Origin of the sequence: Sphingobacterium sp. NGMCC 1.201703 (assembly GCF_047784615.1) — a bacterium.
GTDB lineage: Bacteria > Bacteroidota > Bacteroidia > Sphingobacteriales > Sphingobacteriaceae > Sphingobacterium.
In genome coordinates this window covers 548,466-572,994 of sequence record NZ_JBLOHD010000001.1, presented here as the reverse complement: position 1 = coordinate 572,994, position 24,529 = coordinate 548,466, and the positions used below count along the sequence as shown (strand labels likewise).

The window sequence follows — 24,529 nt, the reverse complement described above, 5'->3', positions numbered from 1 at the left end:
GTTGATTAAATAAAGTTATGAATCTATACAAGCCTTTTTCTATTTTGTCTTAATAAGGTCGATACGCTGTTCCATGCATTGTAATTTCACGCTCGACACCCACAGATTTCCCTGGCTGACCACCACCAACATATATTTTGACAGTCCCACCTTTTTGTATCAGCTCCCCCTTTTCACTCACTAGGGCAAGATCTTCAGGTGTCAGTGTAAAAGTTATCTTTTGAGAACGTCCTTTTTTAAAAAATACACGCTGAAAACCTTTTAATGCACTATTAGGCACCTTATAGTTTCCTTCTTTTGGATGAACAACATACAATTGAACGACCTCATCACCATCACGCTCGCCGCTATTTGTCACCTGTACCGTGACCTCAAAGTCAGTGCCTGTTTCGACGGTCGTAGGTGCCTGCAATTGTTTATATTCAAAATTTGTATAGCTTAGTCCATAACCAAATGGATAACGTACCTCACCCGTAAAATAACGATAAGTCCGGTTTGCCATGGAGTAATCCTCAAAATCGGGTAAGTCTGCATCTCGTTTATACGTTGTCAACGGCATACGTCCTGCAGGATTATAGCGACCAAATAGCACATCTGTAATAGCATCTCCAGCCGCCTGTCCGCCATACCATGCCTGTAATAGGGCATCTACATGCTGGGATTCCCAGTCGAAACTCATCACCGACCCCGACATATTGATCAAAACAAGTGGTTTCCCTACTTTTTTCAACTCTTTCAGCAATGCGGTCTGTACTTCCGGAGAGGCCATCGTCGAACGGTCGCCATTGACAAACGCACCATAACCTGCCGCTCCGGCATCGCCCGCTTCACCTTCGTAGTCTGCCGTTATCCCACCAACGAAAACAATAACATCTGCTACCGCAGCCTTTTTAACAATTTCTTCAAATGAAGGGCCGCCATCAATTTTTTTCATGATTTCTGTTCCCGGAAGATAGTCTATCGCGATTTGCTTTCCATAACGTTTCTGTAAGCTGCTCAGCGGTGTGACAATTTCTGAGGGCGTACCAAAATAATTTGCTAACTGCGCATGTCCATTATTGGCATTGGGGCCGATCAAAGCAATTCTTTTTATTTTATTGGGATCCAGGGGCAGAATGGCATGCTCATTTTTCAACAGCACCATAGATTCCTGCGCCATTTTATAAGCATGGGCCTTATGCGATTTACTTTCGATCACTTCGCGACCTATCTTTGCATAAGGTACCAGTTCTTGTGGATCGAACATGCCCAATTGAAACCAGATTTGCAAAAGTCGGGCTAGCGAAACATCTATTTCCTTTTCGGATAATGTCCCTTGTTTTACCCCCTGTTCCAGCAATTGATAGAGATTACCACATTCCAGATCTGTTCCGGCCAAAACTGCCGCACCGACGGCCGCTGTATTATCCGGATGTGTATTATGTCCGCTAGCAAAATCATTGATACCCCCGCAGTCCGAAGTTACATAGCCTTTAAACCCCCATTGCTGCCTCAAAATATTATTAAGTAGCACATTATTCCCACAACATGGCATCCCTTCCAAACGGTTGTAGGCACACATGATCCCATGCACTTTAGCCTTGGTTACCAATTGCCGAAATGCAGGGAGATAGGTATCCCAAAGGTCATAAGCTGATACTTCCGCGTTAAAAGAATGTCGATTATGCTCGGGACCACTGTGCACAGCGTAGTGCTTGGCTGCTGCTACTGCTTTCAAATACTGCGGATCATCACCTTCTAGTCCGCGTACGATAGCTGTTCCAATCTGACCTGTCAAATAAGGGTCTTCACCATAAGTCTCCTGCCCCCTTCCCCAACGTGGATCGCGAAAGATATTGACATTCGGAGTCCAATAGGTCAGGCCCCGGTAACGTTTACCTGTTTTTCCAGCTTTGAGATCTTCATTGAATAATGCGCGACCTTCTGTTGCCGTGAAGTCCCCCATCTGTCTGACCGCAGCCGTATTAAAAGTAGCCGCCATTCCTATTGCCTGTGGATATACCGTGACTTTTTCTTCTGTCCTTGCAACACCATGCAGCGCTTCATTCCACCAATCGTATGCCGGAATGCCCAATCGTGGAATGCCCTTAAACTCGTGCTTCATCATCTGCACTTTCTCCGATAAGGTCAATCGCGCAATCAAATCTTGAATACGTTCTTCCCGGCTTCTTTTCACATCGCGAAAAGCGTAATCTTTATTTTGAGCTGTCCCCTGTTTTCCTCCACAAACAAACAGCAGAAGAAGAACATTCAGCCTCAAAAAACATCGGTTAACTTTCATTTCTATATTTATTTTTATCAGGTATATTTTCTATATCCAAACTTCATCTTGGCCAATAGCCTGTTATAATCTTTTAAACGCCAGCAACCAAGTAAACACGGTCGCCCTTTGTTGTCTTGATATGCAGACGATTTCCCTGCATTGTTTCCTTCATTTTACCATTCTTACGACAAGATACCTTTTGTCCAGGCCAAGGATTATCCAAGATCAAATTGCGGCCCTGTTCGCTTAAAATTTCAACATAAGCAACAGCTCCATTTTCAAGTTTTGAGGAGACTAAAAAAGCACCATCTACACGCAGATTGGCGAATTGTGCAGCTTGCTGTTTGTTCCATACCGGAAATAATTTTATCACCTGATGATGGACACCACACAGCATCTGGTTGATGGTTGTCGGTACAGTACTACAATTTTCTATACCATGTGGGTTATTCAGTTGAAATCCATTCGGGTAAGTATGCCGACTATATTGGTTCAAATGATACAAAATACTATCTACGTTATAACCTACGCGAACCGCTGCCGGGAAAAAACTATTGGTACCATTATTATCAGTCCAGCGCCCCATTTGACTGATCGTATTACGCGCAATGTCAATCCAATATTGGTCACTGCCGAGGTCAAGCTGCATCGCCGGAAAGATATGTTGTATACCCAGTGAATTATCGTTCCACCAAGCAGGCCCCTTTTCAGTATAACGGAAGACTGGTTGACCATCTCTTTCCTGAACCGGAAAAGTGGCAAGATTCTCCTTTACCTGTATCCAATTCGCCGCCAACTGACGGTCCAAATCCAAATAGTCACTCAAATCGGCAGCCAGCTGCAGTGTCTGCCTTACCAGTCCAAGACTTAGAATTGGATTACTATCCCCAACAGTACCTTCATGAATTGCATCGTTAAAAATCACATAACGCCCTTTTGCGTCTTTCTTTACATAATTGCTCCAAAACACAGCTGCGCCGCGCACATAAAGGTATATTTTTTGTGCATAATTGCGATCATAAGTCGTGTAAAACGCCGTTGCCATATTGGTTACACCATAAGACACATTACTTTTTTGACCAAAGAACAAACCTTTATGCTCCACCTGTCCTCCTTGGATATAACCACCAAATGCACTTTCCATGATGGCATTTTGACGGGTTGTTTCCATTCCTTTCGGACCTATTCCCACTGGATACAGCAATCCATCCGAAATCCCAGTTATTTCTTTTGAATAGAACTTTCCGCGTTCCATGAAATCGAGCAAAGGTTGCTCATACGAACCTGCTGCACCAAGATGATTGGAAGAGTAAAGTCCATAGTAAGGCGCCATATAGTTATAATTCAAATGATAATCACCATTCCAATTGGGAATCTCCTGGGTAATCCATGTTCCAAAAATGGGTGGGGCAAATTGCGGATCGCGGCTACAGGATCCCATCACATAGTGAGACAGGTAATATTGTTTTTCGATCACTTTATCAGGAATTTCAATATAAGACTCGGCCCAAAAATCTGCCCACCATTTTTTATGTTCGCGTTCGAGCAGTTTTACATTTTTTAGATCTAAACTAGCTATGGTCTTAAGCACCTTTTCTACACAATCTTTATTTTTGAAATTGGAAGATAAAGCACATACATAGGTTAGCGATTCGCCTGCATCTAAGTTGAAAGCAGGTTGCTGCTGTGTGATTATTTTTCCAGCGGCAGCAGCCTTTGTCGGAATATCTACCAACTCCTCAAAGCCCCTACTGATCAATATTGTTCCATTTCCTCTCGTCTCCTGCTGAGTGACAGCTGGAAACAGTGATTCAGCTGGTGGATTATTTTTAAATTGTTCATCGGCTGGGAGAAGCAGATTTATCTGCCCACTGATTTGTTGCTTCCCTTTGTTTTGAAATTGTAAAATCAAGCAGTCATCTTTAGCGGAAACAAAGGATCTGATCTCCATCAATGTATCTCCCGCCTGAAAGGTCGAGGTTGCAATTGCTGTATAAAGATCCACATCAACCTGATAACTCGTCTTCTTTAACATTGGAATAGCAACTTCTACTTTACCTAATACGGCAGGATAAGACTCATTAAATCCAGATTTTAAACGCCAAAAATCATTTCTTGCCAGGTAGTAGGTCTGCCTATCCGAAGTACCACCAATGGCAACTCCTGTACTGCCGTTCCCCAACAAAGGGGCATCCACAGCTGCTTGGGATGGTATCCGTACCGCTGGTCGATCGAATTTAGCAACATATTGCGATACGATAGCTTTACTTTTTTGCAATAATACTTGTTGTACGGCGTTTTGCTGAGCCTGACCTGGTAAATAAGAACTAAAACCAAGGAAACAGGTAAAAAAAACTAGCTTAAGATTTGGCGATTTCATCATGATGCTTTTATTAAAAGACGACTCACTACCACCGTTCCCTAGAACAATTGTAAGAAAATGATTCGGCCAGCTTTTTAGAAGAAATAAAAGTAATTCGGCTTAATCTACTACCGCACAACAGTTATTTTTTTGTTACATAAACGCAGTTCCTCCCTATTTCTCTTTTTAATTTTTAGTGGCAGCAAATTGGAATCAAAGAATAACCAAATTCGTCTTCTTGACATTACTTGTTCAGTGCTCGTTCAGTGTTTGTTCAGTGATGACTCAGTAACAACTGAATAACTAGTGACTGATTACTGTCTAATAATTGATTGAAAATTGTAATTAGATCAAAATTGGTATTAGGATGTTTCCCTTTTAATGTTTATCTTGATTATTTGTTATCTTCTGTTGGACTATCTAACTGTCTTGCCCATATCCGGACAAAACGCAAAAAAGGATGCTCAACAGCATCCCACACGACTTTAATTGTATTATTAGATTTCTATTCATAAATCAATGTTATTTTTTTATTCTTTTTCCCAGTATATTCAAACGGACCTGGCGACGGATTGGATTTTTTTCGAGCATGACCGAAATAGTCCCGGTCAATCCGCAAAGGTTGCCCATTTCGATCTTCAAATGGCAGACTTGGTATAGCAGTAGCTTGCAATGATCGTGATGTCACCAAATCTCTACTATGTTGCAACCAATTTGCTTGAAACGGAAAATCCAAATAGACCTTACCTTGCTTTTCCACTAAATTGACCAGAACAGCCTGGTTCGTATCAATCAATGCTTGTTGTTCCACCGCTCCTTTCACGACATAGGCTTTCATACGCTGTTCGGCATCGGCATGTACCTCGCCCATACGCGCATTCTCCTTGTGTGCTGAAATGCCGACACTACCTTTTAAGTAAACATTGCCATTCAACAATACCGGTAAATAGGCCTTACTATAATCACTAACATCCCCCCCTTTTGCAAAAATATTATTGATAAACTGTACATCTCCACCCGGATTATCCTTTAATGCCGTAATCCTTGTTCCATGCGGTTTCAAATAGGGTGTCAATCGGCTATCGTAGGCAACTACATCTATTTTTCCAGCAAAAAGGTTATGGGCAAAAGCAGCCCCCTGCGCGTTCATTAACAAACTTTTAGGAGAAAGCATAATATTATTGGCAACGAATGCTGGCCCATGTGTCACTTCAAGAAATACATCAAGATCGTTCTGATATAACAAGTTGCCCATAACCTCTGCTCCCTGAGCCATCCAGTCCAACCAAATTGCCTTATCTGTGCGAAAGATTCGATTATTTCGAATGCTAACATCTACAGCGCCATGAAATTTAATCCCTGCCATTTCCGCTCCTGTAAACAGGCGCTCGATATGGATATCATGGATGGTATTCTTGTCTATCGTACTGAAAGAACAGCCCATACTGCCCACAATTCCGGCCTGCTCACAATAGGCAACCTTATTGTTGCCCACATAATGACTACCGATGCTGTCCTTGTTCCATCCGAAAGCCAAGGCTCTCTTTATCGTACCGACATAACCTTCAGCTGACTCCGTATCTTTATTATCATAGGCATCACCATATTTTCCAAGCGAAATCCCGACACATTTGGAATATTGTATGGTATTGTTAATAATTCGCCACCCCTTACTCCAATGTGTTCCTAAGAGTCCTTCCTGCTCTGCAGTCGGTGGAGCCCAATTGGTCGCTGCCTGTTCCATGACGAAACCATCGATCGTGATAAAATTGACAAATGGACGATCGGGATAGAAAACCCTGCGCCGTACATTGATTTCGACATGTTCCTGATTGGGGTTGACCTGTGGGAATCGCGCCCATATAAAGGTATTTTCTTTGTCTACCGAAGCCCACCACCCTCCTTTTGGGGAACGGTCGGCCAACAACTGCTCTTTAGATGCAGCTTCCATTAGCCAATGACCATTTAGATAGACCGCGCCACGATGATATTTCCTTTCTTTAGGAGTCGGCCAAAACCAATCCCCACGGATCTCCTCAGCATAGGGATTGAATGTGCCAAAGAAAGAATTAGGCAGCTCCAACTGCCAAATATCGTCATGCATTAGCTTCCAGCCCTTTACTTCTTCCGACCCTTTGACAACTACTTTTTCACCTTTTGCTGCACGATAGGTGATGGGCTGTTTTACCGAAACGCCACCGCGTGGCGGAACAACACTTTCCCGGTACACCCCCTCATGGACTGTAATAATATCACCGGGCATCGCAAGCTTTGCTGCAGCCATAATGCTACGGAGTGGTTTTGCTGGAGTGCCGGCCTGCGTATCACTTCCAGTGATCGCGACATGATATTCCCTAGGCTTCGATTTCATCTGTGCCGACAAGGGTCCAAATCCCAAAAAGAAAATACAGGTTAGAAAAAAAGTAATTTTCATTTTAATCAATTTAATGCCATAAAAACTATATCCGGCCTAAATGGGCCGGATATAGTTTTTAATATCCTTTTGCTCTTGTCAATTTTGTTAATAGTTGCTTACCCGAACCATCTTTGTTGATCCGATAAAGATTCCAATGATCTTTATCCAATTCTTCGAGTCTAAAACTCTGCATAGGATCCACTAGATATTCTTTCACCCATCGCGGGAATGCATTTGCCGCACGGGCGTTTTCCCAAGTGCGAATTGCCTTAAAAATAGCATCTTTCTGCGGACAGCTTTCCACCTGTTTTTGATTCAGTTTTAAGCTGTAGGTCGATCCCGTACCCACGGACATGGCCTGGATATGTTCATATTCCTCAACAGTAGACTTTTCTGTAATAGGGAAATTCCCACCCATTCCTACAGGAAAGAAATTGGCTTGGCACACATCCCTTAGATCCTTCCCTTGACTTGTTGTACTACCCCATTCTCTTGTTTGCGCATCATATAAGTTTTTTCCCCCACCTACATTCCAGATACTTTGATAATGCCATGACCCCTCGGACAAAGTAGCCCCTGTAAATCGAATGTCAGCTAGCCCATGCTGCTTCGCGCGATCAAACATCTTGCGGAAAAAGCGTTTGGCCGAATAGTAACCATGACCATTATTGAACAAGAATTCCTGACCGTCAAAATCATAGTAGCCCAAACCATTGATTGCGCACACATCGGCGTAATATTCGGCAATTTTATCCTGCAACTGTATATTCGGAATCAGGCCATCATAACCATAGTCAATGGTAACCTGTAGTTTGTACAAAGTATCCTGTGCCTTATGTGCACTAGCTGTCGTTTTCCAATATCCTCTTTTCACGTTCAATAAGTGATAAGGTTTTGTGTCACTTACCCCGAGATAATGGATCAACTCCTTTCCAATTTTAATGATATTTAAACTCTTAACGTGTCCTTCCCAACTGCCAATTTCTTCCAGATGCGTCGGATCATCCACATAGATCAATGTATCCGTAGCACTGATTGCCTTAGCTAGCAAACGTTTTTGTTGATACCAGATACTATCGCTTGGAACCGGACTTGCATCTTTCGTGCCCGGAGCCAGGGCATTCGTTATCGGGGTACGACCGATAACAAGATTGTGCTTGGCTGCCAGCACCGCATATTCCTTATGAGAAAGTGCTTTCCCATCGGAGAATTTCAGCGGTTTATGCTCAAAGTTTTTACCGTCAATATAGCCTGCATTTCCGCGATCAGGCCGTAAAAATCCTTGGTCATACAAGCTGATAGCCTTAAATCCCAACAGGTCAGCATATCCTATCATATTGTCATATTGTCCACCCTCGGTCAATACATCAGGTACAAAGGCTGCTGGATCTTTGATCCATTTTCCATTGACGGTCGGATATGGCAAGCCCTCTTTTAGGACAATATCTTGAATCACATCCATCAAAGCCGTACTATCGGGACTTCCCCAAAGAGCTATCGACGAACCGATATAATCGACACCGGGCAAGGGTTGAACCTGCAAATGGTTTGGCTTGTTTGATGGCATATTGGGAATCAACGAATAATACACCTCACGCGGACTTCTACGGTCCCGAGATTGGTAGGTAATGGATATCCGTCCATTTTTATCCACCTCAGCTGCATTGCCGTACATAATCCGATAATAAGGTTCTTTGTGCGCATAGAAGGCAACATCGCTGATACCATTTCCACCTAAAGTAAATATTTGACCTTCATGCAGGTCATTTGGCAATGGAAAACGCGCAGCGTCCGGTGAATGGATAATATACTGAAATGGTGCTGCATCGCCTTGAATATCTGCTGTTCCGCCCAATGTATTGTCATTGAGTGCCAGCATACCAATCGCGTAGTTGACTGCCTTGCTCGTATCCCGGCTGACACCAATAATCTCGCCCAGTAAATTGGTTATATTGGTATGATATGATCCCCATTGTATAGCCTCAATTTCTTTCGAGTTTGTCAAAGAAAGAAGTTTCATCTTGAAGTACTTCGCCTGAGGTAAGATGCTTATGCGTGCAGTGGAACCGTTAGGATAAGCCAGAGTCATGATTTTATCGCTTGCAGAGTAGTTCGCCCGATTTGGGTAGGTATACAGCCTTTTCTTCGCATTATATAGTACCATCAACGGGGATGGTTTATCAGCGGGACTAAATTCCGGATTCGATTTTTTTGTAATGTTCTGCATGCTCGTGATGTACCCTTTTTGGTCGATCACAATTTTAAAATAATTGGTCTTTAATGTCGTTTGGCCATACCCCATCGTTGACAAGGCAGTCAATCCGAGACATAGCAGTTTAGCTTTTAGAAATTTCATTCCCTTTAATTTTAAACGTATCGTATTTAGTTCTCATTTATAGGTCAACAGCCAGGGATTCCCCTGCTTTTATGTTGACCTTGTTCTTCCAATCCCAAAAAGCATTCTCTCCCAGAGGCCGAGCAGCTTGGGCAGCATCTTCTGCCAATATTGTGATATGAGCGTCGTAGGCAGTTGGATTGTGAAGTGTCAAAGACAAGCCCCGAGCTGTTTTCTTTATCGTCTTGATAACAATATGATCAAAGGCATAAGCTGTCCCTTTGTCCTTGCGGACGTAAAGTCCAGGTATCTCTAGCGCCATCAATGCGCCATTGGTTTCATTCCATCCTGTTTTACCACCATCGCCACGTGATCCCCGACTATCTGCATCACAGTAGGTCAGACGTTCGGTGATCTTACCATTGGGTTGTACACCTTCGGCATGCGCATGGATAACGTCACGCATCAGGTCAGCATACAAGCTTACGCCGGTTTCCCGGAACAACTTGAAGAGGACGTCGCCAGACTGCGTACAGAATCCCGGGGCACCATGTTTGTTTTGTGTACTCGCCCAAACTGCCCCTGTGAGGTTGGCACCCAATTTTACCAAGGCTGTATTTTCAGGCAGCCGATACGGAAAAGAGACTGTCCAGGACGCCGTATAATTCGCTAGATTTCTAGCCTGATCCAAGTATTCGCGTTTGCCTGTTTGTTCAAAAAGTGTCATTAATGAAGTTGTCAATGCAATTGCAGTTTCGGAATCTGCATTCTGCAAAATATCACCACAGGCTCCCGAAGTAAATCCAACAAGCGCAAACTCATCATAATATTTTTTTGCAGCCTGCTTTGCAATTGCTAGATAATTATCATTACGAAAATAGGAAGCGGCCAATGTCAAACCAGCAACAGCCATCGCTCCGCCTGTTGTATTATAAGCTGCAACTTTACCTGATTCAACAGCCAAATAATTACCCCAGGTTCCTTCTTCTTGCCAAGTCTTTACAAATGCATCCGCAAGTTGTCGGGTTGAGTTTTCCCATTCTTGGGAAATCAAAGAAGATTTGCCCTGTTTTTTCAATAACATAAACTGTTTCACCATCCAGTACAGTACATCAGCATTTTTACGCGTCAATCCGATCCCTGGATTTAGTTTGGCACCATCGCGGTAAATAACCTGGCCATCTGCTCCCAATACATCATAGTAGTATCCGCTTGCTCCGCGCCCCTGTGGCAAAGCAAAGTTAAACGTATGACTTACGCGATTGAAATGGGCAGTATCTGCCAAAGCCAACATAGGATAGGTATTGATCAATCCGCCTACCCAACCATAAGACATCCAATCGGCATTTTCAGGACAGTAAAACCCAACCCCATCTTTTGCATAATAGCGTTCATCAATATTTTTTGCCATACGCTTAAAAACCTCGCTCATGGGCATCAGATTACGCGGAGTTGCTTCCATGACATGCGATTTTCGTTCTTGCATAAAACGTGTGTACAACTGTGAAACATCAGCTGCTTGAAACTCAATTCTTGTCACTCGAATCTGTAATTCATCCCCCCTAGCTACAGATATCCCGCGATCGGGACTTTCACTAAATCCAATAAACTCGGGCTTACGTGACCTTACTCCGGGAGCGCTAATGACAAAGCTGGCAAGACTCCGATCTCTGCTCTCTTCAATAATGAGTGCATGATCTTTCACTTCATTCTTCCATGTAATCCCTTGATCGGTAAAAAGAAAAACTCCCTTTTGGTGCTTCCGATCTAAATAGGCCATCAGTGGTGTGCTGGTATTACTGATGTTTACTTCTAATCGAGAATTCGCACCAAATTCCGGAGAAAGCTGTGGTATGGGGTTAGACGTAAGGGCCAGATCTTTGCGGTAATAATCTGTTTTGTCCAAACCCGTTGCATATTCCCGATTAACGATCCGTTGGCGATTGCCATTATAAACAACTGCGGGGATCATCACAAAGTTATCGCTCGACCAATCATAAGCATCAAACGCAACAGCCACTCCCACATCTTTCATGGCCTTTTTCGCCTTAAAAGTAAATCGATAGGTCACCTCATTGATCCCCTTCTTTTTTAGTACCTCCTGCTTAACATCCCAATTGTCCGAATTCGCTCCTATAGCAGAGCTACGCGTCAATTTCGCGCCCTCGTATTGGCAATCCAACAGGCGGAATAGAGATTTCCTATCCCGACGCTCTGGGAGCCAATCCTGCGAAAAGCTATTCAAAGCCAGTACACAAAGTAGAAAACTTCCTACTATTTTTTTCATTCCTTTACTATTTTACTTTTTCCATTGAATAGAAGAGTTGGACTGCTTAGACAGCCCAACTTTCACCACATTTAACAAATACACTAAATCACACTATGAATAAATCTAATTATTATTTTAAAGGTCAAAGGTTACATCCATTCTCCTATGCACTCAATTTTTGAATTCCCTTTCATCACTTGCTTTCTATAGGCATCCGCACTGTTTAACACGAAATTTGTTCATTAAGCTTCTCTATTATTTATAATTGATGGCAGGAATAAATTTCAACATTATAAAAATAGATAACCACCAGTAATTTGCTCTTTTGTAATGTTTTTTTGCATTAAACATTTTACATACAAGATGCGCCAATTTTATACTTTCATATTTTTTTTTCTTACCTTTAACTACATTATGCAACCGGTTGCTACAATATTATGATTTTTAAACCTATTTAAGGCTTTTATTATGATGCAGCATATTTATGAAAACTTTACTTTCCCACCGGATCAGTCGTTTACTGTCCGTAGTGAAGAATTGGAAATCAAAAAATACACTTCATTAAAGTCACATCTCAACTTTGAGATTGTCTTACTGGGCAACTGTATGGGGAAACGGTTTATAGGCGATCACATTGAGGATTTTGAAGGTGATGAATTGGTATTGTTAGGAAGCTATCTTCCGCATTGCTGGCAATATTACAATACAATCGATAAGGATAAGCCCGCTACGGCATCCATCGTGCATTTTTATCCTGATTTTTTGGGTAAAGATTTTCTGACCAAACCCGAAGCAATTCTTCTGAATCAATTGTTTATCAATGCTGCAAAAGGAGTGCTATTTTCTGGACCAATAGTTAGACAGGCGAAAGATATTCTCAATGAGATGTTGGTTGCCACCGGGCTATCCCGCGCAGTATTGATGCTACAGCTCCTAGACAAACTTGCCTTATCCAATTCCTATAGGACATTATCTTCACCATCTTTCAATATCATTGAAAATTCGACAGATGCCAATCGTATTAACCGGGTTTTCGACTATATATTCAAGCATTTTAGAGAGGATATAACGCTACAAGATGTAGCCTCTATAGTGCCTATGTCTTCCTCAGCCTTTTGTAGGTTCTTCAAAATGCAAACCAACAGGACCTTAGTGGATTTTATCAAAGAAATACGCATTGGTCATGCGGCAAAATTATTGATGGAAGGAAAGTACAATATTACAGAGACCTGCTACAAAAGTGGTTACAATAATATTTCAAATTTCAACAAACATTTTAAAGATGTTAAGGGGAGTTCACCCCGGGATTTTCTAAAGCAATATCGCACACCAGAAGCTATTTATGTTTAAATTCATAAAATAGATTCGTTTCGGCCCATTTTTGTCCGGCTGCGGCACCGCTGACACCTTGTTGATAGGTATCCATCAACGCGTTCCATTCGGCGCATTTAGGACTGTAGGATTCTGCAAGCTTACCCATCTGATCAAGGTTGGCACCCACTGGGGCACGAACTGTCATGACAATGAGCTTATCGAAACGATATAATGCGATCCGTTCATAGCCTGCTTTCTTAAAACCTGCCTCTACTTCTGGCCAAACATGACTGTGGTAAGTCAGATATTTCTTTAATTTTTCTGGATTGTCGACAATATTGACAACAAAGACATGCTCTTCATATTGCGGCGGTACATTGGGTTTTGACCCCTCCCCTTTGCACCTAACAAATGCCATTGAAGTGCATAATATAATTAAGCGAACCAACATTTTCATCTTCACTTTCGTTTAATATTTTTACTAAATGAGCTTTCTTCCATTCAATCTTTACTTCGCTATGTTATTCATTGGCTAGTGAAATTTTCCACGAATAAGGTCAATTAAAATAAATATAAATCATGATCATGACGAAGGCCAGTCCAGCCCAAGTCAACCAAACTGAGCGAGATTGACCAGACTCTTTTGCATTCGATCCATCGAATAAGGTCGGCAGCTCCGAATTTACAGTGGATTTGGTCAAGAAAGATACCACCACAATGATCAGACTCAAAGCTACAAAAATATAAAAAGAAAGCATCAGAAAATGTGGCCAGAAGCCTCGGTATGGATAATTTAGGACATGGCAAACACCCAGAATCAAACAAATTAGACCACCTCCATATAAGACAACTTCGGCTGCTGTCCCGTTAATTCCACGCCAGATCACTCCCCATAAAAAAACGACGGCCAAGGGTGGAGCCAAAATGGAAACCAAACCTTGTGTTAAGTCAAAAAAACCTTTTCCAGAATAAGAAAATAGCATCGCTATGCCAATTCCCACCAGCGCAATTATGACAGTCACCCATTTTCCCATACGTCGCTGCTGATTATTATCCAACACTTTAAATTGCGGAACAACATCTAACGTAAACACGGTACAAAATGAATTCAGACTTGATGATACCGTATCGACTAAAGACGCAATCAGCGCTGCTATGCTCAATCCCAAAAGACCATGTGGCATCAATTGTTTGATCATAGTAATGTAGGCATTATCCGGAGCAGTATCCTTAAATAATACGAAACACATGATACCTGGCAAAATAAATATAATCGGCATGATAATCTTAAGTGCACCGATAAATAAAGCGCCATATTGGCCCTCCTTTAAATCCTTCGCAGCTAAAACCTTCTGTACGATCGTCTGGTCAGCACACCAATAATATATGGCTACGACGGGATAGCCCAACACGATGCCAACCCATGAATATTCGGGATTTGAAGCAGGTAGAAATAATTTCCAATACGATGCTGGAGTTTGGTTGATCAACGCATCAAGATGACCAATCTTCTGAAAACCAAGGAAGGTCAAAATGATCGAGGATACAATAATGATAATGGACTGGAAGACACCTGTACGGACAACAGCTTTCAATCCGCCTATTGCAGTAAAACTTGTTGCAACGATACCAATAATGACGATTGCCGTAAATAACTGACAGCCGAAAATACCTGAGATAAGCAGCCCTCCCGCGTACAGGGCACTGCCCAGCCACACGACTAAAATGGAAATCAGACTATAGACGATCAGAAAATTATAAGACCTTTTGCCAAAACGGATCAATAAAAACTGCGGTATAGTACTAATCTTGGTTTTTAGATAATAAGGCAAGAAAACCATGGCCAATAACATCAGAAAGATCCAAGCCAATAATTCGAAGTTACTCGCAACAATTCCATGCGAAAAACCGATGCTGGCAAATCCGATTAACATCGTTGGTCCAGCATTAGCTCCAAAAATAGAGAATCCAATCTGCCACCATTTTAAGGAACGCCCCCCCAGAAATATATCCTGTTGATTTTTCTCTTTTCTTGAAAAACGAAAACCTACATATAAAAGAACTAAGGCATATATTGTTAAAACCAGGTAATCAATATAATTAAATGTTAAATTCATAATCAGGTTCGCTTTTTATTGTATTACATACTGACCAAAGGATTGTATCCCGGGACATCCTGCTTTAACCAAACCTGCTCCCTAAGCACCTTATTTTCCTTTAGGCAATAATCCCAATTGATACGTACGGGCAAACCATCCGATTCTGGTAAATGAAACTGTCCATTTTTCAACGATGGACGAATCAAAAAATACTTTTCCAAGCCATACATCAGTGAATAAAGGTATTCTATCATGCCGGTTTCTTTGGCTGTAGTCATTAAAAAGCTCGAATATAAGGAATAACCGCCAGAAGATAACTGCAAATTGCGATCCGCACATAAATCCCGTACCTCCATCCATTCTTTTATTCCACCAAATTGCGTCGGAACAGGCTGTAAATGTTTAATGCCGCAATTGGCCAGCATCGGAAATATTTTAGAGGTCCGCTCAGATTCGCCATAAGCTACGGGAACTGACGTACGCTTGCAAAGCTCTTCAATCTGATCATAGGCCGCTGAATGTAACGGTTCTTCGAGCCAAGCCAATTCATCCTCACCAATAGCATCCAAAAATCTAAATACCTCTTTGCAAGACCATATCTGATTGACATCCACCGCTACCCGCATGTCTTTTCCCGCCATTTTGCGCACATGTTTTACACGTTCGATGTCAGCCGCCAAATTTGTACCGAAGTCCTTTCCAATCTTCATCTTAAAGCAATCCACTCCAGCATCCAAAAAGAGCGCAACTTCCTTTTCCAGTTCCTGTAATGTATAGTTAGTTCCACCACCACTTCCATAGATTTTTACGCGGTTCCGATTGCCACCGATATAACGATATAATGGTAGATTACGACGCCTGGCTGCCAAATCATATAAAGCCATATCCACCTGTCCTAAAAGAGCTGATGCCGCACCTTTAAACCCTTCATTTCGAATAGACCAGTACAACTTAGGAAAGAATTCTGCATAGGTTAAACCTTCACAATGGAACAATATGGGAAATAGGCAGGTTTCCAAGATATTGGTATAACTATTATAAACAGGTGCTTCTCCTACAAATCCCTCAGCATCTTCGATGCGAATAACAGATATGCCAAAACTTGGAAATGGCCCCATCGTTGCATCCTGAAAAGGAGTTATGTTGGCTACAGGTTCCAAAACTCGAATACTGACTTTTTGGATATTAAAAATCTCCTGATCTATTCTATTCATTTATTATCATTAAACGTTTGAAGGATTTCGTTATAAATATTGACTGGCAGCATGCCTTGTTTGATTGCGTCTAAAGAATTCTGCAGTTGTTGCCTGTTAGCTGCCCCCAGGACTATTTTGAATACAGCATTCATATTCAATAAAAACCGTAATGCGAGCACTTCCAATGGTAAATTATGCCGTTCTGCAATAGCCTGAATTCGTCGCGCTTGCTCAACCGTCCCAACGTCGAGCCATTCAGGTATGCGCTGTGAAAACTCCTGAAACTTACAGCCTAAAAGCCCCATATTCAGCGGACTCGCCGCATAATATTCCGTTTGGGTCTGTCCGCATATCGGTATACTATTTTGGAGCGCCTCCATACTACATGCGTTCAGCTTATTATACTCCATCAGAATATCAAATCGACCTTCTTTCAGAAATGGTAGGAACCAACTAGGGGGATTTCCGCCGATGCCAATTTTTTTGGCCAATCCTTGTTCTTTAAAATGCTCTATAGCTGAAATTACCCTTTCAGCGTTATCTACCGTCAATACAGCAGGTTCATGTAAAAAAAGGACATCAACAGTTGATACCCCAAGTGTCTTTAAACTTTCGTCAACACTACGCTGCATGCCAGCAGTGGAGTAATCGTATTTGGCTTCGGTAGCGACATAACTTTTTAATCGGCCAACTTTTGTGCTAATTAAAGGTCTTTCACCAGTCCACAACTGTAGAACCTGCCCAACTATGGACTCCGCATCTCCATAAGCCGGCGCCGTATCCAAAGCGCGTATACCATGAGATAATGCTTCATGAATTGCCTGTATAGATTCTTCAGGATCTACGCCCCCCCATACACCACCCAATCCCGCTGTACCTAATATTATTTTATCTATTCCCAGATTACCCATCGCATTTTAGTTGTATTATAAGATCTAAATTACTAAGAAGCAACCATATAATCTTTAAGATTTACAGTGAGCACTTTTAGTGCTTTCGTAATATGATATTCCACCCCTTTTAGCGAAATTCCCATTTGTCGAGCAATATCTTTACCACTGATGTATTGATGCCGGCTCAGTTCAAAGACTTCCCGGGTCTTAATGGGCATTGTGTCCAACGCCTGCTCCGTTATTTTCTTAATTTCTTTCAGAAAAATTCGCTCTTCATTTATTTCATTGAGATTATCGATCTGCAATTGCAGCTCCCACTCGTTCCAACTATCTAATGGTTCTATCAGTTGACGATGGATTCGTTGGTGTTTCAAATAGTCTAAGGCCTTATTTTTTATGACTTTTAACAAGAAACATCTCGGAGAGAACAATGTTTCTTCTTGCATACGTTCCCATGTTGCCATTAAGGCATCAGCTGTAATATCTTCCGCAACAGCATCAATGCGAACAAAAGATTTGGCAAACAAAAAGGATCGTTGATGATACTCTTTAAATAATTGATCAAAATGCTGTACTATCTGTTTCATTACATAATTAGATAATAGGAAAAGTCAAATCATTTCCCATCTATTTTTATGTAAAGTTTAAAATCTACCAGCGACACAACTAGGTCAAATTTGACCATTATCGGTGTTTTATTTGCAAGGCTATTCTTCCATACGAGTTTCGATGAACAATACTCCTCCTACAAATATCACATCCATTCCAAAGAATAGGTAATGAAACAAAAACAGCTGCGAACGATAAAGTCCACAGCTGTTTTAGGTTGTTAAAGGTTGTAGGTTTTACTACATTTTATCCAGAATCAATACAGCACCTGCATTTGGTTCTAATGTCGTTGTAAAAACCTTGGACTTAAGTCCAAATTCTTTCTTATCAACCACATTTTTTCTGAGTCCCGGTACGTCCTGACCCCACAACTGCGCTTTGAAACGATCAGCTGTCTCAATAAAGGAAAGGTCTATCTTGATATCCTGTTTTACTTTTGCCCCAAGCATGGCAATATACCAGCGATTACCCGATCGACGTGCAATAACACCGCATTCACCAATGTCCGATTTTAGTACCTTTGTTTCGTCCCAAGTGACAGGTAGACCACGGTAGAATGCTACTGCATTTTCAGATTCGTCGATCAACGTTTCGTGCTCACCACCAGCGCCACCAGCTTTATGTGGCGCATCTAACGGACGATCGTACCAATAGATAAACTGCCAGGGACTATACAACATCACTGCTTTGGCCATCTGGGCAGCCTTTCCTCCCATTTTGGTATATACACGAACAGCGTGGTAACAGTTGGTGTAATCGCCTGCGCCTGCAATAGCACGTGTAAACATGGTGATCAGACTCTGTTCAGAACTCGGTGACTCTTCATCACCTCGAATACCTTCTTGGGTGATGAGATTGGGGAAAGTGCGTGAATAGCCCGTAGGGCGGTATTCATCGTGTACATCTACCATCAACTTATATTTGGCAGCCTTGCGGATCGCCTCGTGCAACCAAGCTGTAGCCTGTTGACTTCCCACATCGACAAATCCAAATTTAAGTCCTTTGATCCCCCATTTCTGATAGATCGGTAAGATTTGGTCCAATTGCGTTTCCAAAGCTTTTTTATTCACATACAGTAAGATGCCTATATTTTTCTTACCAGCATAGTCAATAATATGCTGCAGATCCAGCGGTCCTTTTGAACGTGCCGGATCAACATTTACGCCAGAAGCATCAGATGATATCGATTCTTCGGGCCCATACCATCCCGCATCAAACTCAACGTATTCAATCTGATTTCGGGCAGCGAAGTCAACGGCAGCAACCCCACCGGCAGTCGTTAATGTTACTTCACGTAACACTTTACCCGGTTTTATCCAAGAAGTATCTGCGATTTCGTTGGGCTTATTTAAATTAAGGATGAAGTAGTTGTTTTCAAGCAGTTCCCCCGCTGTCTTTCCAACCATAATATAACGCCATGGGCTCTCATAACCTGCTTTATCCAAGGCTACGGGTCCGGATAATGCAGATTGAACGGTATAACTTTTCGGATCACCTCTATAAGTAAATTTCATACGCGAAAAATCAACCAAAGCTGCTTCCCCAATCGCCATAAATAAATTTGGTGCTGGATTAACCACTAAAGGTCTTTCAAACTCTCCTTTAAGCTGGCTTAATGTCGTTTTTGTGTAAGCGCTTTGCGCTGCGCCAGCGATCCAAGTTGTGGCGTCACTGCCAAATTGGAAAGCCGTTTGTTCAGATCTGATAACAAATCCAGCAAAATCATCGGCGTCAAAGCCGTATCTTAATGCAATTCCTTCGTCGTACAAGCGAATATAGAGCTGCATTTTTTTATGATTTCCACTGGACTGTAATTGTAACTCAAGTTCATTATAGTTGTCTTTGATAGCGTTGCGTTCACCAAAAAGAGGTTTCCATTGATGACTTACAGTCCGTTTATCGCTCTTGATCAGCTGCCAGTTACCTTGAACTATATCTTCGGTCCAGTCAAAATTTAAGATCTTGATGTCCGTCAACCTTTGGGAGGCTGAAGATAAATGTATCTTATTGTTACCCGAAGCAAGATGGATCTCGGCCGATAGAACCTTATTCGGGCTTTCCAATCTTAATTTTTGACCTTGCACAATTATAGTACAGGATATAAATAAGGTTATTAAAATAAATCTAAACATACAATAGCATTGAATATATTGATGTACATTTCTAATAATAAAAGATTCTTCGTGTTAAGACATATTTACTTATTGGTAAATCTAAACCAATTAAAATCAGCATAACCATCTACTCCTTCTGCCGTTTTACTATAGTTGAACAATGCAAAACGATTTGCTGTCCAAGGTAGTCCTAACTGCATCTTTAAATCATTTCCAATAGCATAAAAGTTCTCTCCATCGGTGCTATAATAGAATTTTGCTATAAACCCCTTATCAGTAACACGTGCCCTTACCCACAGCTTATCACCTTCAAAGTTCTCTTTACTCTCGATAATCCTATCATCATTACTCATGATAATTTTACGTTTACCGTTGACCTGCTCCACAGCCACAAAAGCATATGGGAATTCAAAAACACCAAATCCAGCCACATTGCCATTTTTTAATCCTTTCAAATCGATTTCAACAGTGCCTTCGGAACTTGGTCCCTGCACCCGTTGTGACAAGGTATTGCGAGCAGTTTTTAAAGAATCTGCTCGAGAAGCGTGTAAACGCATATACCCTTTCCGTTCCTGAAGGGACCACTTGCTATTGTCAGGGTTGTGGTTCCATTGCCATTGTAAGCCCAGTTTTGTCCCATTGAACTCATCAGTCGTAGCCGGAGTTTTTATTGGGTAAGTCTTTCCGACATTTGGTTTCTTGTAGGTAATCACGTCCTTATTACCGGTTCCCAGCATTGGCCATCCATCCTCCCACTTGACAGGCAAAAGATGGGGAACCCGACCTATCGCACCACGATCTTGCATAATAATAAACCACCAGTCCCCGTTTTTCAGCTGTACCATACCACCCTGATGTAGACCGTTGTCAGGATAAGAACTGTTATCATTGAGAATCAATTTATGCTCATAAGGTCCATAGATATTATCTGAGCGTAAGCAGATCTGCCAGCCCTGTGTTCCACCTGCTGGACAGGTGATATAGTATTTGCCATTGATTTTGTACATATGCGCTCCTTCCATTCCAAAATGACCACCAAGTTCGTTCGCATTCTTGAAGCTGCCTTGCCAGATTTTGACTTTATCACTCTTGACCGATTTAACATCTGCATTCAGCTCTGTTAGGTATAATGTACCTTGACCATGTACCACATAAACTTTACCGTTATCATCAAAGAACAAACCCGGGTCATACAGATATTCAGGAAAGATTGTCCGCTTCCATGGCCCCTCAGGTTTATCCGCTTCGCAGATCGAGAAATTCCCCTTTTCACGTCCCCAACCATACGGCGTACAGAATCCAGCATAGAATTTCCCATTGTGATGCTTTAAGGTTGCTGCCCATGAACCATTGAGATACAATGTACCGCCCTCCATATTGTAGCGCGGATCTTCATCATAATGATTCACAGCATAACCGACCATTTCCCAGTTAACCAAATCTTTGGATTTCACAATCGGAGCTCCAGGCACATAATGCATACTCGTCGAGATCATATAAAAGTCGTCGCCCACACGGATTACATCGGGATCTGGCCAATCGCCCCAAAGCAAGGGATTGGTAAAGGTTCCATTACCATTATCAGGGCTCCATACCTGCTGTGCCGACGCCTGCCCCAAAAGTGATAGTGTCAATGCCAATGTAAGTCCCAATTTCATTGCTGACTTACGGTAGTGTTTCATTATAATCGTATTCATCTTAATTTAATTTCTTTTTATTTTTTATTGAAATAGGGTCACTTCAGCCAATCCTGCGCGCCCTTCCGAAACCTCCAAAATACTGACCCGTATAAATTTCAGCACCTTATCCAATTTCACGGGTTTAAACTCCCATCCCGTACATTCTTTTTCATACAAATCTTCCCATGTTGTTCCATCTAACGACCCTTCAACTTTATAGCGATATTTTGAGCTATCTTTCTGCAAACGGATACGAGTACCAAGCACTTTGGTTGCTTGGTCCAATTCAAAGGTGACAACCTGCGGAAGCTTATCCTGATCCGCAATCCACCACGAATAGTCGTCGCCGTCGGTCACCTGAGTGACTGGAAAATCAGGATGTGCTGACGTTGCTGTCACCTTTTTGAATTTTACCTTTGGTCGGGCCAACAGTTCTTTATCCCATTTTGTGGGTTTAATAACCGCATGATCTTCTTCCTTTCCGAGAAAGACCGCGTGATCACCATCAGGGATTTCGTTGGATGCAGGTCGGATCGATCTGACACCTTTGCTTCCGCTTTCCAAGCCTACAGCTGATGCACTGATATGAATTGTCCCGCTTTTTTTGCTGGTACGCACAAAAGCAAATCCAATACCGCCTTCAACAACCTGTGGGTTCACTGCGATACGCGCCGAACCATCCCCAATTAAGTATCCTTCACCTTTAACCTGAATACGGATCACTGTCTGTGCATCATGCAGCAGATTGCCCTCTTTGTCACAGATTTTAAAATATACTGGAATCATATCGGATCCATCCGCAACTGGCTGAATACTATATTCCGGTATCAGGACTTCAATATGATGAGCTGCACCGGCTGTATGCACGGCATGTTGTGCAACCACTTTACCTTTTACATAGGCTAATGCCTTCAGTTCACCGGCTTCATATCCACCTGCATCGAAAACAAAACTTGGACTTCCGCCTTTTTCCACGATGTACGGGTAGACCTTAGCCCGTTCATCACGGGTTTGCCGTCCGATGAATTTTCCATTCCGATAGAGTTCGACAGCTTCACAATTTGAGTAAACCGTAATCTCTGTACTTGATGTTTTCAGTTTTTCTGGCGAATTATAAGAGGCAATAGATACCATGGGACCTTTGAAAATCCCCTTTTGATCCAGCTGATAAGGACGCATACTTTGCATCATGTAATAGGCAAACTTAGGATATCGGTTTACATCGACCACACCAGAATACATCGTCTCTTCCTCGGCACCACGGGTATAATCGTTATAACTCCACATAAAGTGCCCACCCATACGCGGGTTGGCATCCAACATACACCAATCGAAATAGCCATTTCCATTCAGTTGATGTAATCGGCTGCGTCCCTGCCGCATCTGCTCATATTCGTTTTCGGTGAGACTTACCCTTGGCTTTTCCCCTACACCATCGCCCCATTCCCGGGTCAATAAGGATTTGACCGCGATTTGGTCCTCTAGATAATTACTCATCACATTACCATCTTTAGGGTATTTGGAAACCTGTTTGTAGAAAACATCATAATAAGGTTCTGTTTCTTCGTGACTAAAATAATCACCTGCAGTATAAAACTGATCTCCAGGGTATTCAGCATGTGCTGCTTCGGCAATGCGCTTCACCACCGACAGAGGGTAACTGGTTTCATTTAATGCGGTCTCCCAAAGAACAACAGAAGGTCGATTTCGGTCACGGCGGATCATACTACGCGTGATGGCTTCCAAACGATCTGCAAATTCGGGAGCCTTATTAAAATACTGCCATCCCGGTACACATTCGACAACCAAGAGACCGTGGCGGTCACAAGCTTCCAAAAATGCAGGGTCGTGTGGATAATGTGCTGCCCGAACGGCATTATACCCACCGCGTTTCATATCGATCACTTCCCGTTCCTGTACGGAATTAGATGCTGCATCACCGACATAGGGATAGGCTTGATGTCGGTTGGCTCCAACCATATAAAAATGTTCGCCATTAATAAAAAAACCACCATCTTTGGTATACCGAATCTGGCGGATACCAACCTGCTCGGTACGGCGATCCACTTCGACACCATCGGCAAGGTACACCCGATTTTCCAGGTTATAGCAGATAGGACGATAGGGATGCCACAATTGAGGATTTTTGACTTCTATCTGTTGGTCTATCCGCCGACGTTCTTGCGGTTTCAGCTCAAATGATACGCGCTGCTGACCCACAACTTTCCCTTTGGTATCTTTCAATAAGGTCAAGAGATACCCCTTCTTAGCCTTTTTATCCTCATTTTTTAACTCCGTATGTACAGCGACCGTGGCCTTGCTTTTATCCACCTTGGGATAATGTACAAAAACACCCGAGTTCTGGGTCGCATCCGGTTCCAGTTCATCGGTAATGCGCAAGGGATCGGAAACAATCAATTTGGCATCCCGATAGATTCCGCTATAATAATAAAAGTCAAGTCTATCTTGTGGCTTACCCGGAGGTGTCAATGGATCGTACTCAGCCGACACCCGAACAGTGATCACGTTATTTGTCTGATCAAAATGGAGCTGATCCGTGATATCCAACGTAAAGCCAACATATCCACCACGGTGCTTACCAACACTTTTTCCATTGACAAACACCTCACAACTGTTCATCACCCCTTCAAACTGCACAAAGACCTTCTTACCATGATACTGATCCGAGAGCTTGAAATAACGTCGATACCAACCTATCCCGTCATAGATAGCATCACCACCGTTGTGCTTCTTTTCAAGCTGCATCACATGTGGCAATACTGCCGGGATCCATTTGGAGTCATCCAAACCAATACTTTCACCACCCTTAATATCGCCGCGATAAAAGGCCCAATTCGTGTTTAATTGATACTCAATACGGCTCGTTGGCTTTTTCCCAAAGCTCTGGAGACAAGGTCCCCATACCAATAAAAGCAGGATTGTTAATGCTCTTAAAAACTCATTCATTCTTCATAAGTAT

Annotated in this window: 14 protein-coding genes; 1 reads left to right on the top strand and 13 read right to left on the bottom strand. The window is 42.3% G+C overall.

What is annotated here, in order from left to right; all coding sequences use genetic code 11:
* Positions 1–49 precede the first annotated feature (49 nt).
* The 5 genes from ACK8HY_RS02225 to ACK8HY_RS02205 all read right to left on the bottom strand — a co-directional run bounded on the left by ACK8HY_RS02225 (position 50) and on the right by ACK8HY_RS02205 (position 11,663).
* Positions 50–2,281 (bottom strand): glycoside hydrolase family 3 C-terminal domain-containing protein, encoded by a 2,232-nt coding sequence (locus ACK8HY_RS02225; protein WP_416132634.1) that lies wholly within the window; start codon positions 2,279–2,281, stop codon positions 50–52.
* A 73-nt stretch (positions 2,282–2,354) separates the two neighbouring features.
* The gene (locus tag ACK8HY_RS02220; RefSeq protein ID WP_416132633.1) at positions 2,355–4,541 is read right to left on the bottom strand and encodes a glycosyl hydrolase family 95 catalytic domain-containing protein; all 2,187 of its coding nucleotides are present in this window, start codon (positions 4,539–4,541) and stop codon (positions 2,355–2,357) included.
* 589 nt (positions 4,542–5,130) lie between these two features.
* Positions 5,131–7,059 carry a right-handed parallel beta-helix repeat-containing protein gene (locus ACK8HY_RS02215; protein ID WP_416132632.1) on the bottom strand — a complete coding sequence of 643 codons (1,929 nt, stop codon included), beginning with the start codon at positions 7,057–7,059 and terminating at the stop codon, positions 5,131–5,133.
* A 58-nt stretch (positions 7,060–7,117) separates the two neighbouring features.
* A complete protein-coding gene (locus ACK8HY_RS02210; RefSeq protein WP_416132631.1) occupies positions 7,118–9,397 on the bottom strand; it encodes a hypothetical protein in 2,280 nt (759 codons plus the stop codon).
* Positions 9,398–9,434: 37 nt separating this feature from the next.
* A complete protein-coding gene (locus ACK8HY_RS02205; protein ID WP_416132630.1) occupies positions 9,435–11,663 on the bottom strand; it encodes a hypothetical protein in 2,229 nt (742 codons plus the stop codon).
* A gap of 450 nt (positions 11,664–12,113) precedes the next feature.
* On the opposite strand from ACK8HY_RS02205, the gene ACK8HY_RS02200 reads away from it, so the two are divergent.
* The gene (locus tag ACK8HY_RS02200) at positions 12,114–12,995 is read left to right on the top strand and encodes an AraC family transcriptional regulator (protein WP_416132629.1); all 882 of its coding nucleotides are present in this window, start codon (positions 12,114–12,116) and stop codon (positions 12,993–12,995) included.
* On the opposite strand, the gene ACK8HY_RS02195 is transcribed toward ACK8HY_RS02200, so the two are convergent.
* The 8 genes from ACK8HY_RS02195 to ACK8HY_RS02160 form a co-directional block, all read right to left on the bottom strand.
* Positions 12,982–13,377, bottom strand: a complete 396-nt coding sequence (locus ACK8HY_RS02195; protein WP_416132628.1) for an L-rhamnose mutarotase — start codon at positions 13,375–13,377, stop codon at positions 12,982–12,984. The genes ACK8HY_RS02200 and ACK8HY_RS02195 overlap by 14 nt on opposite strands.
* 139 nt (positions 13,378–13,516) lie before the next feature.
* Positions 13,517–15,076 carry an SLC5 family protein gene (locus ACK8HY_RS02190; RefSeq protein WP_416132627.1) on the bottom strand — a complete coding sequence of 520 codons (1,560 nt, stop codon included), beginning with the start codon at positions 15,074–15,076 and terminating at the stop codon, positions 13,517–13,519.
* Positions 15,077–15,099: 23 nt separating this feature from the next.
* A complete protein-coding gene (locus ACK8HY_RS02185) occupies positions 15,100–16,272 on the bottom strand; it encodes an enolase C-terminal domain-like protein (RefSeq protein WP_416132626.1) in 1,173 nt (390 codons plus the stop codon).
* Complete coding sequence (locus tag ACK8HY_RS02180) at positions 16,269–17,165, bottom strand: aldo/keto reductase (protein WP_416132625.1); 897 nt, start codon at positions 17,163–17,165, stop codon at positions 16,269–16,271. The genes ACK8HY_RS02185 and ACK8HY_RS02180 overlap by 4 nt, the downstream gene beginning before the upstream one ends.
* Before the next feature lie 32 nt (positions 17,166–17,197).
* Positions 17,198–17,734: an RNA polymerase sigma-70 factor gene (locus ACK8HY_RS02175; RefSeq protein ID WP_416132624.1), complete on the bottom strand. Its 537-nt coding sequence runs from the start codon at positions 17,732–17,734 to the stop codon at positions 17,198–17,200.
* A 261-nt stretch (positions 17,735–17,995) separates the two neighbouring features.
* Complete coding sequence (locus tag ACK8HY_RS02170; RefSeq protein ID WP_416132623.1) at positions 17,996–19,840, bottom strand: glycoside hydrolase family 97 catalytic domain-containing protein; 1,845 nt, start codon at positions 19,838–19,840, stop codon at positions 17,996–17,998.
* Between the two features lie 113 nt (positions 19,841–19,953).
* Positions 19,954–21,567 carry a glycoside hydrolase 43 family protein gene (locus tag ACK8HY_RS02165; protein ID WP_416132622.1) on the bottom strand — a complete coding sequence of 538 codons (1,614 nt, stop codon included), beginning with the start codon at positions 21,565–21,567 and terminating at the stop codon, positions 19,954–19,956.
* Positions 21,568–21,591: 24 nt separating this feature from the next.
* Positions 21,592–24,516, bottom strand: a complete 2,925-nt coding sequence (locus tag ACK8HY_RS02160) for a glycoside hydrolase family 2 TIM barrel-domain containing protein (protein ID WP_416132621.1) — start codon at positions 24,514–24,516, stop codon at positions 21,592–21,594.
* Positions 24,517–24,529 lie beyond the last annotated feature (13 nt).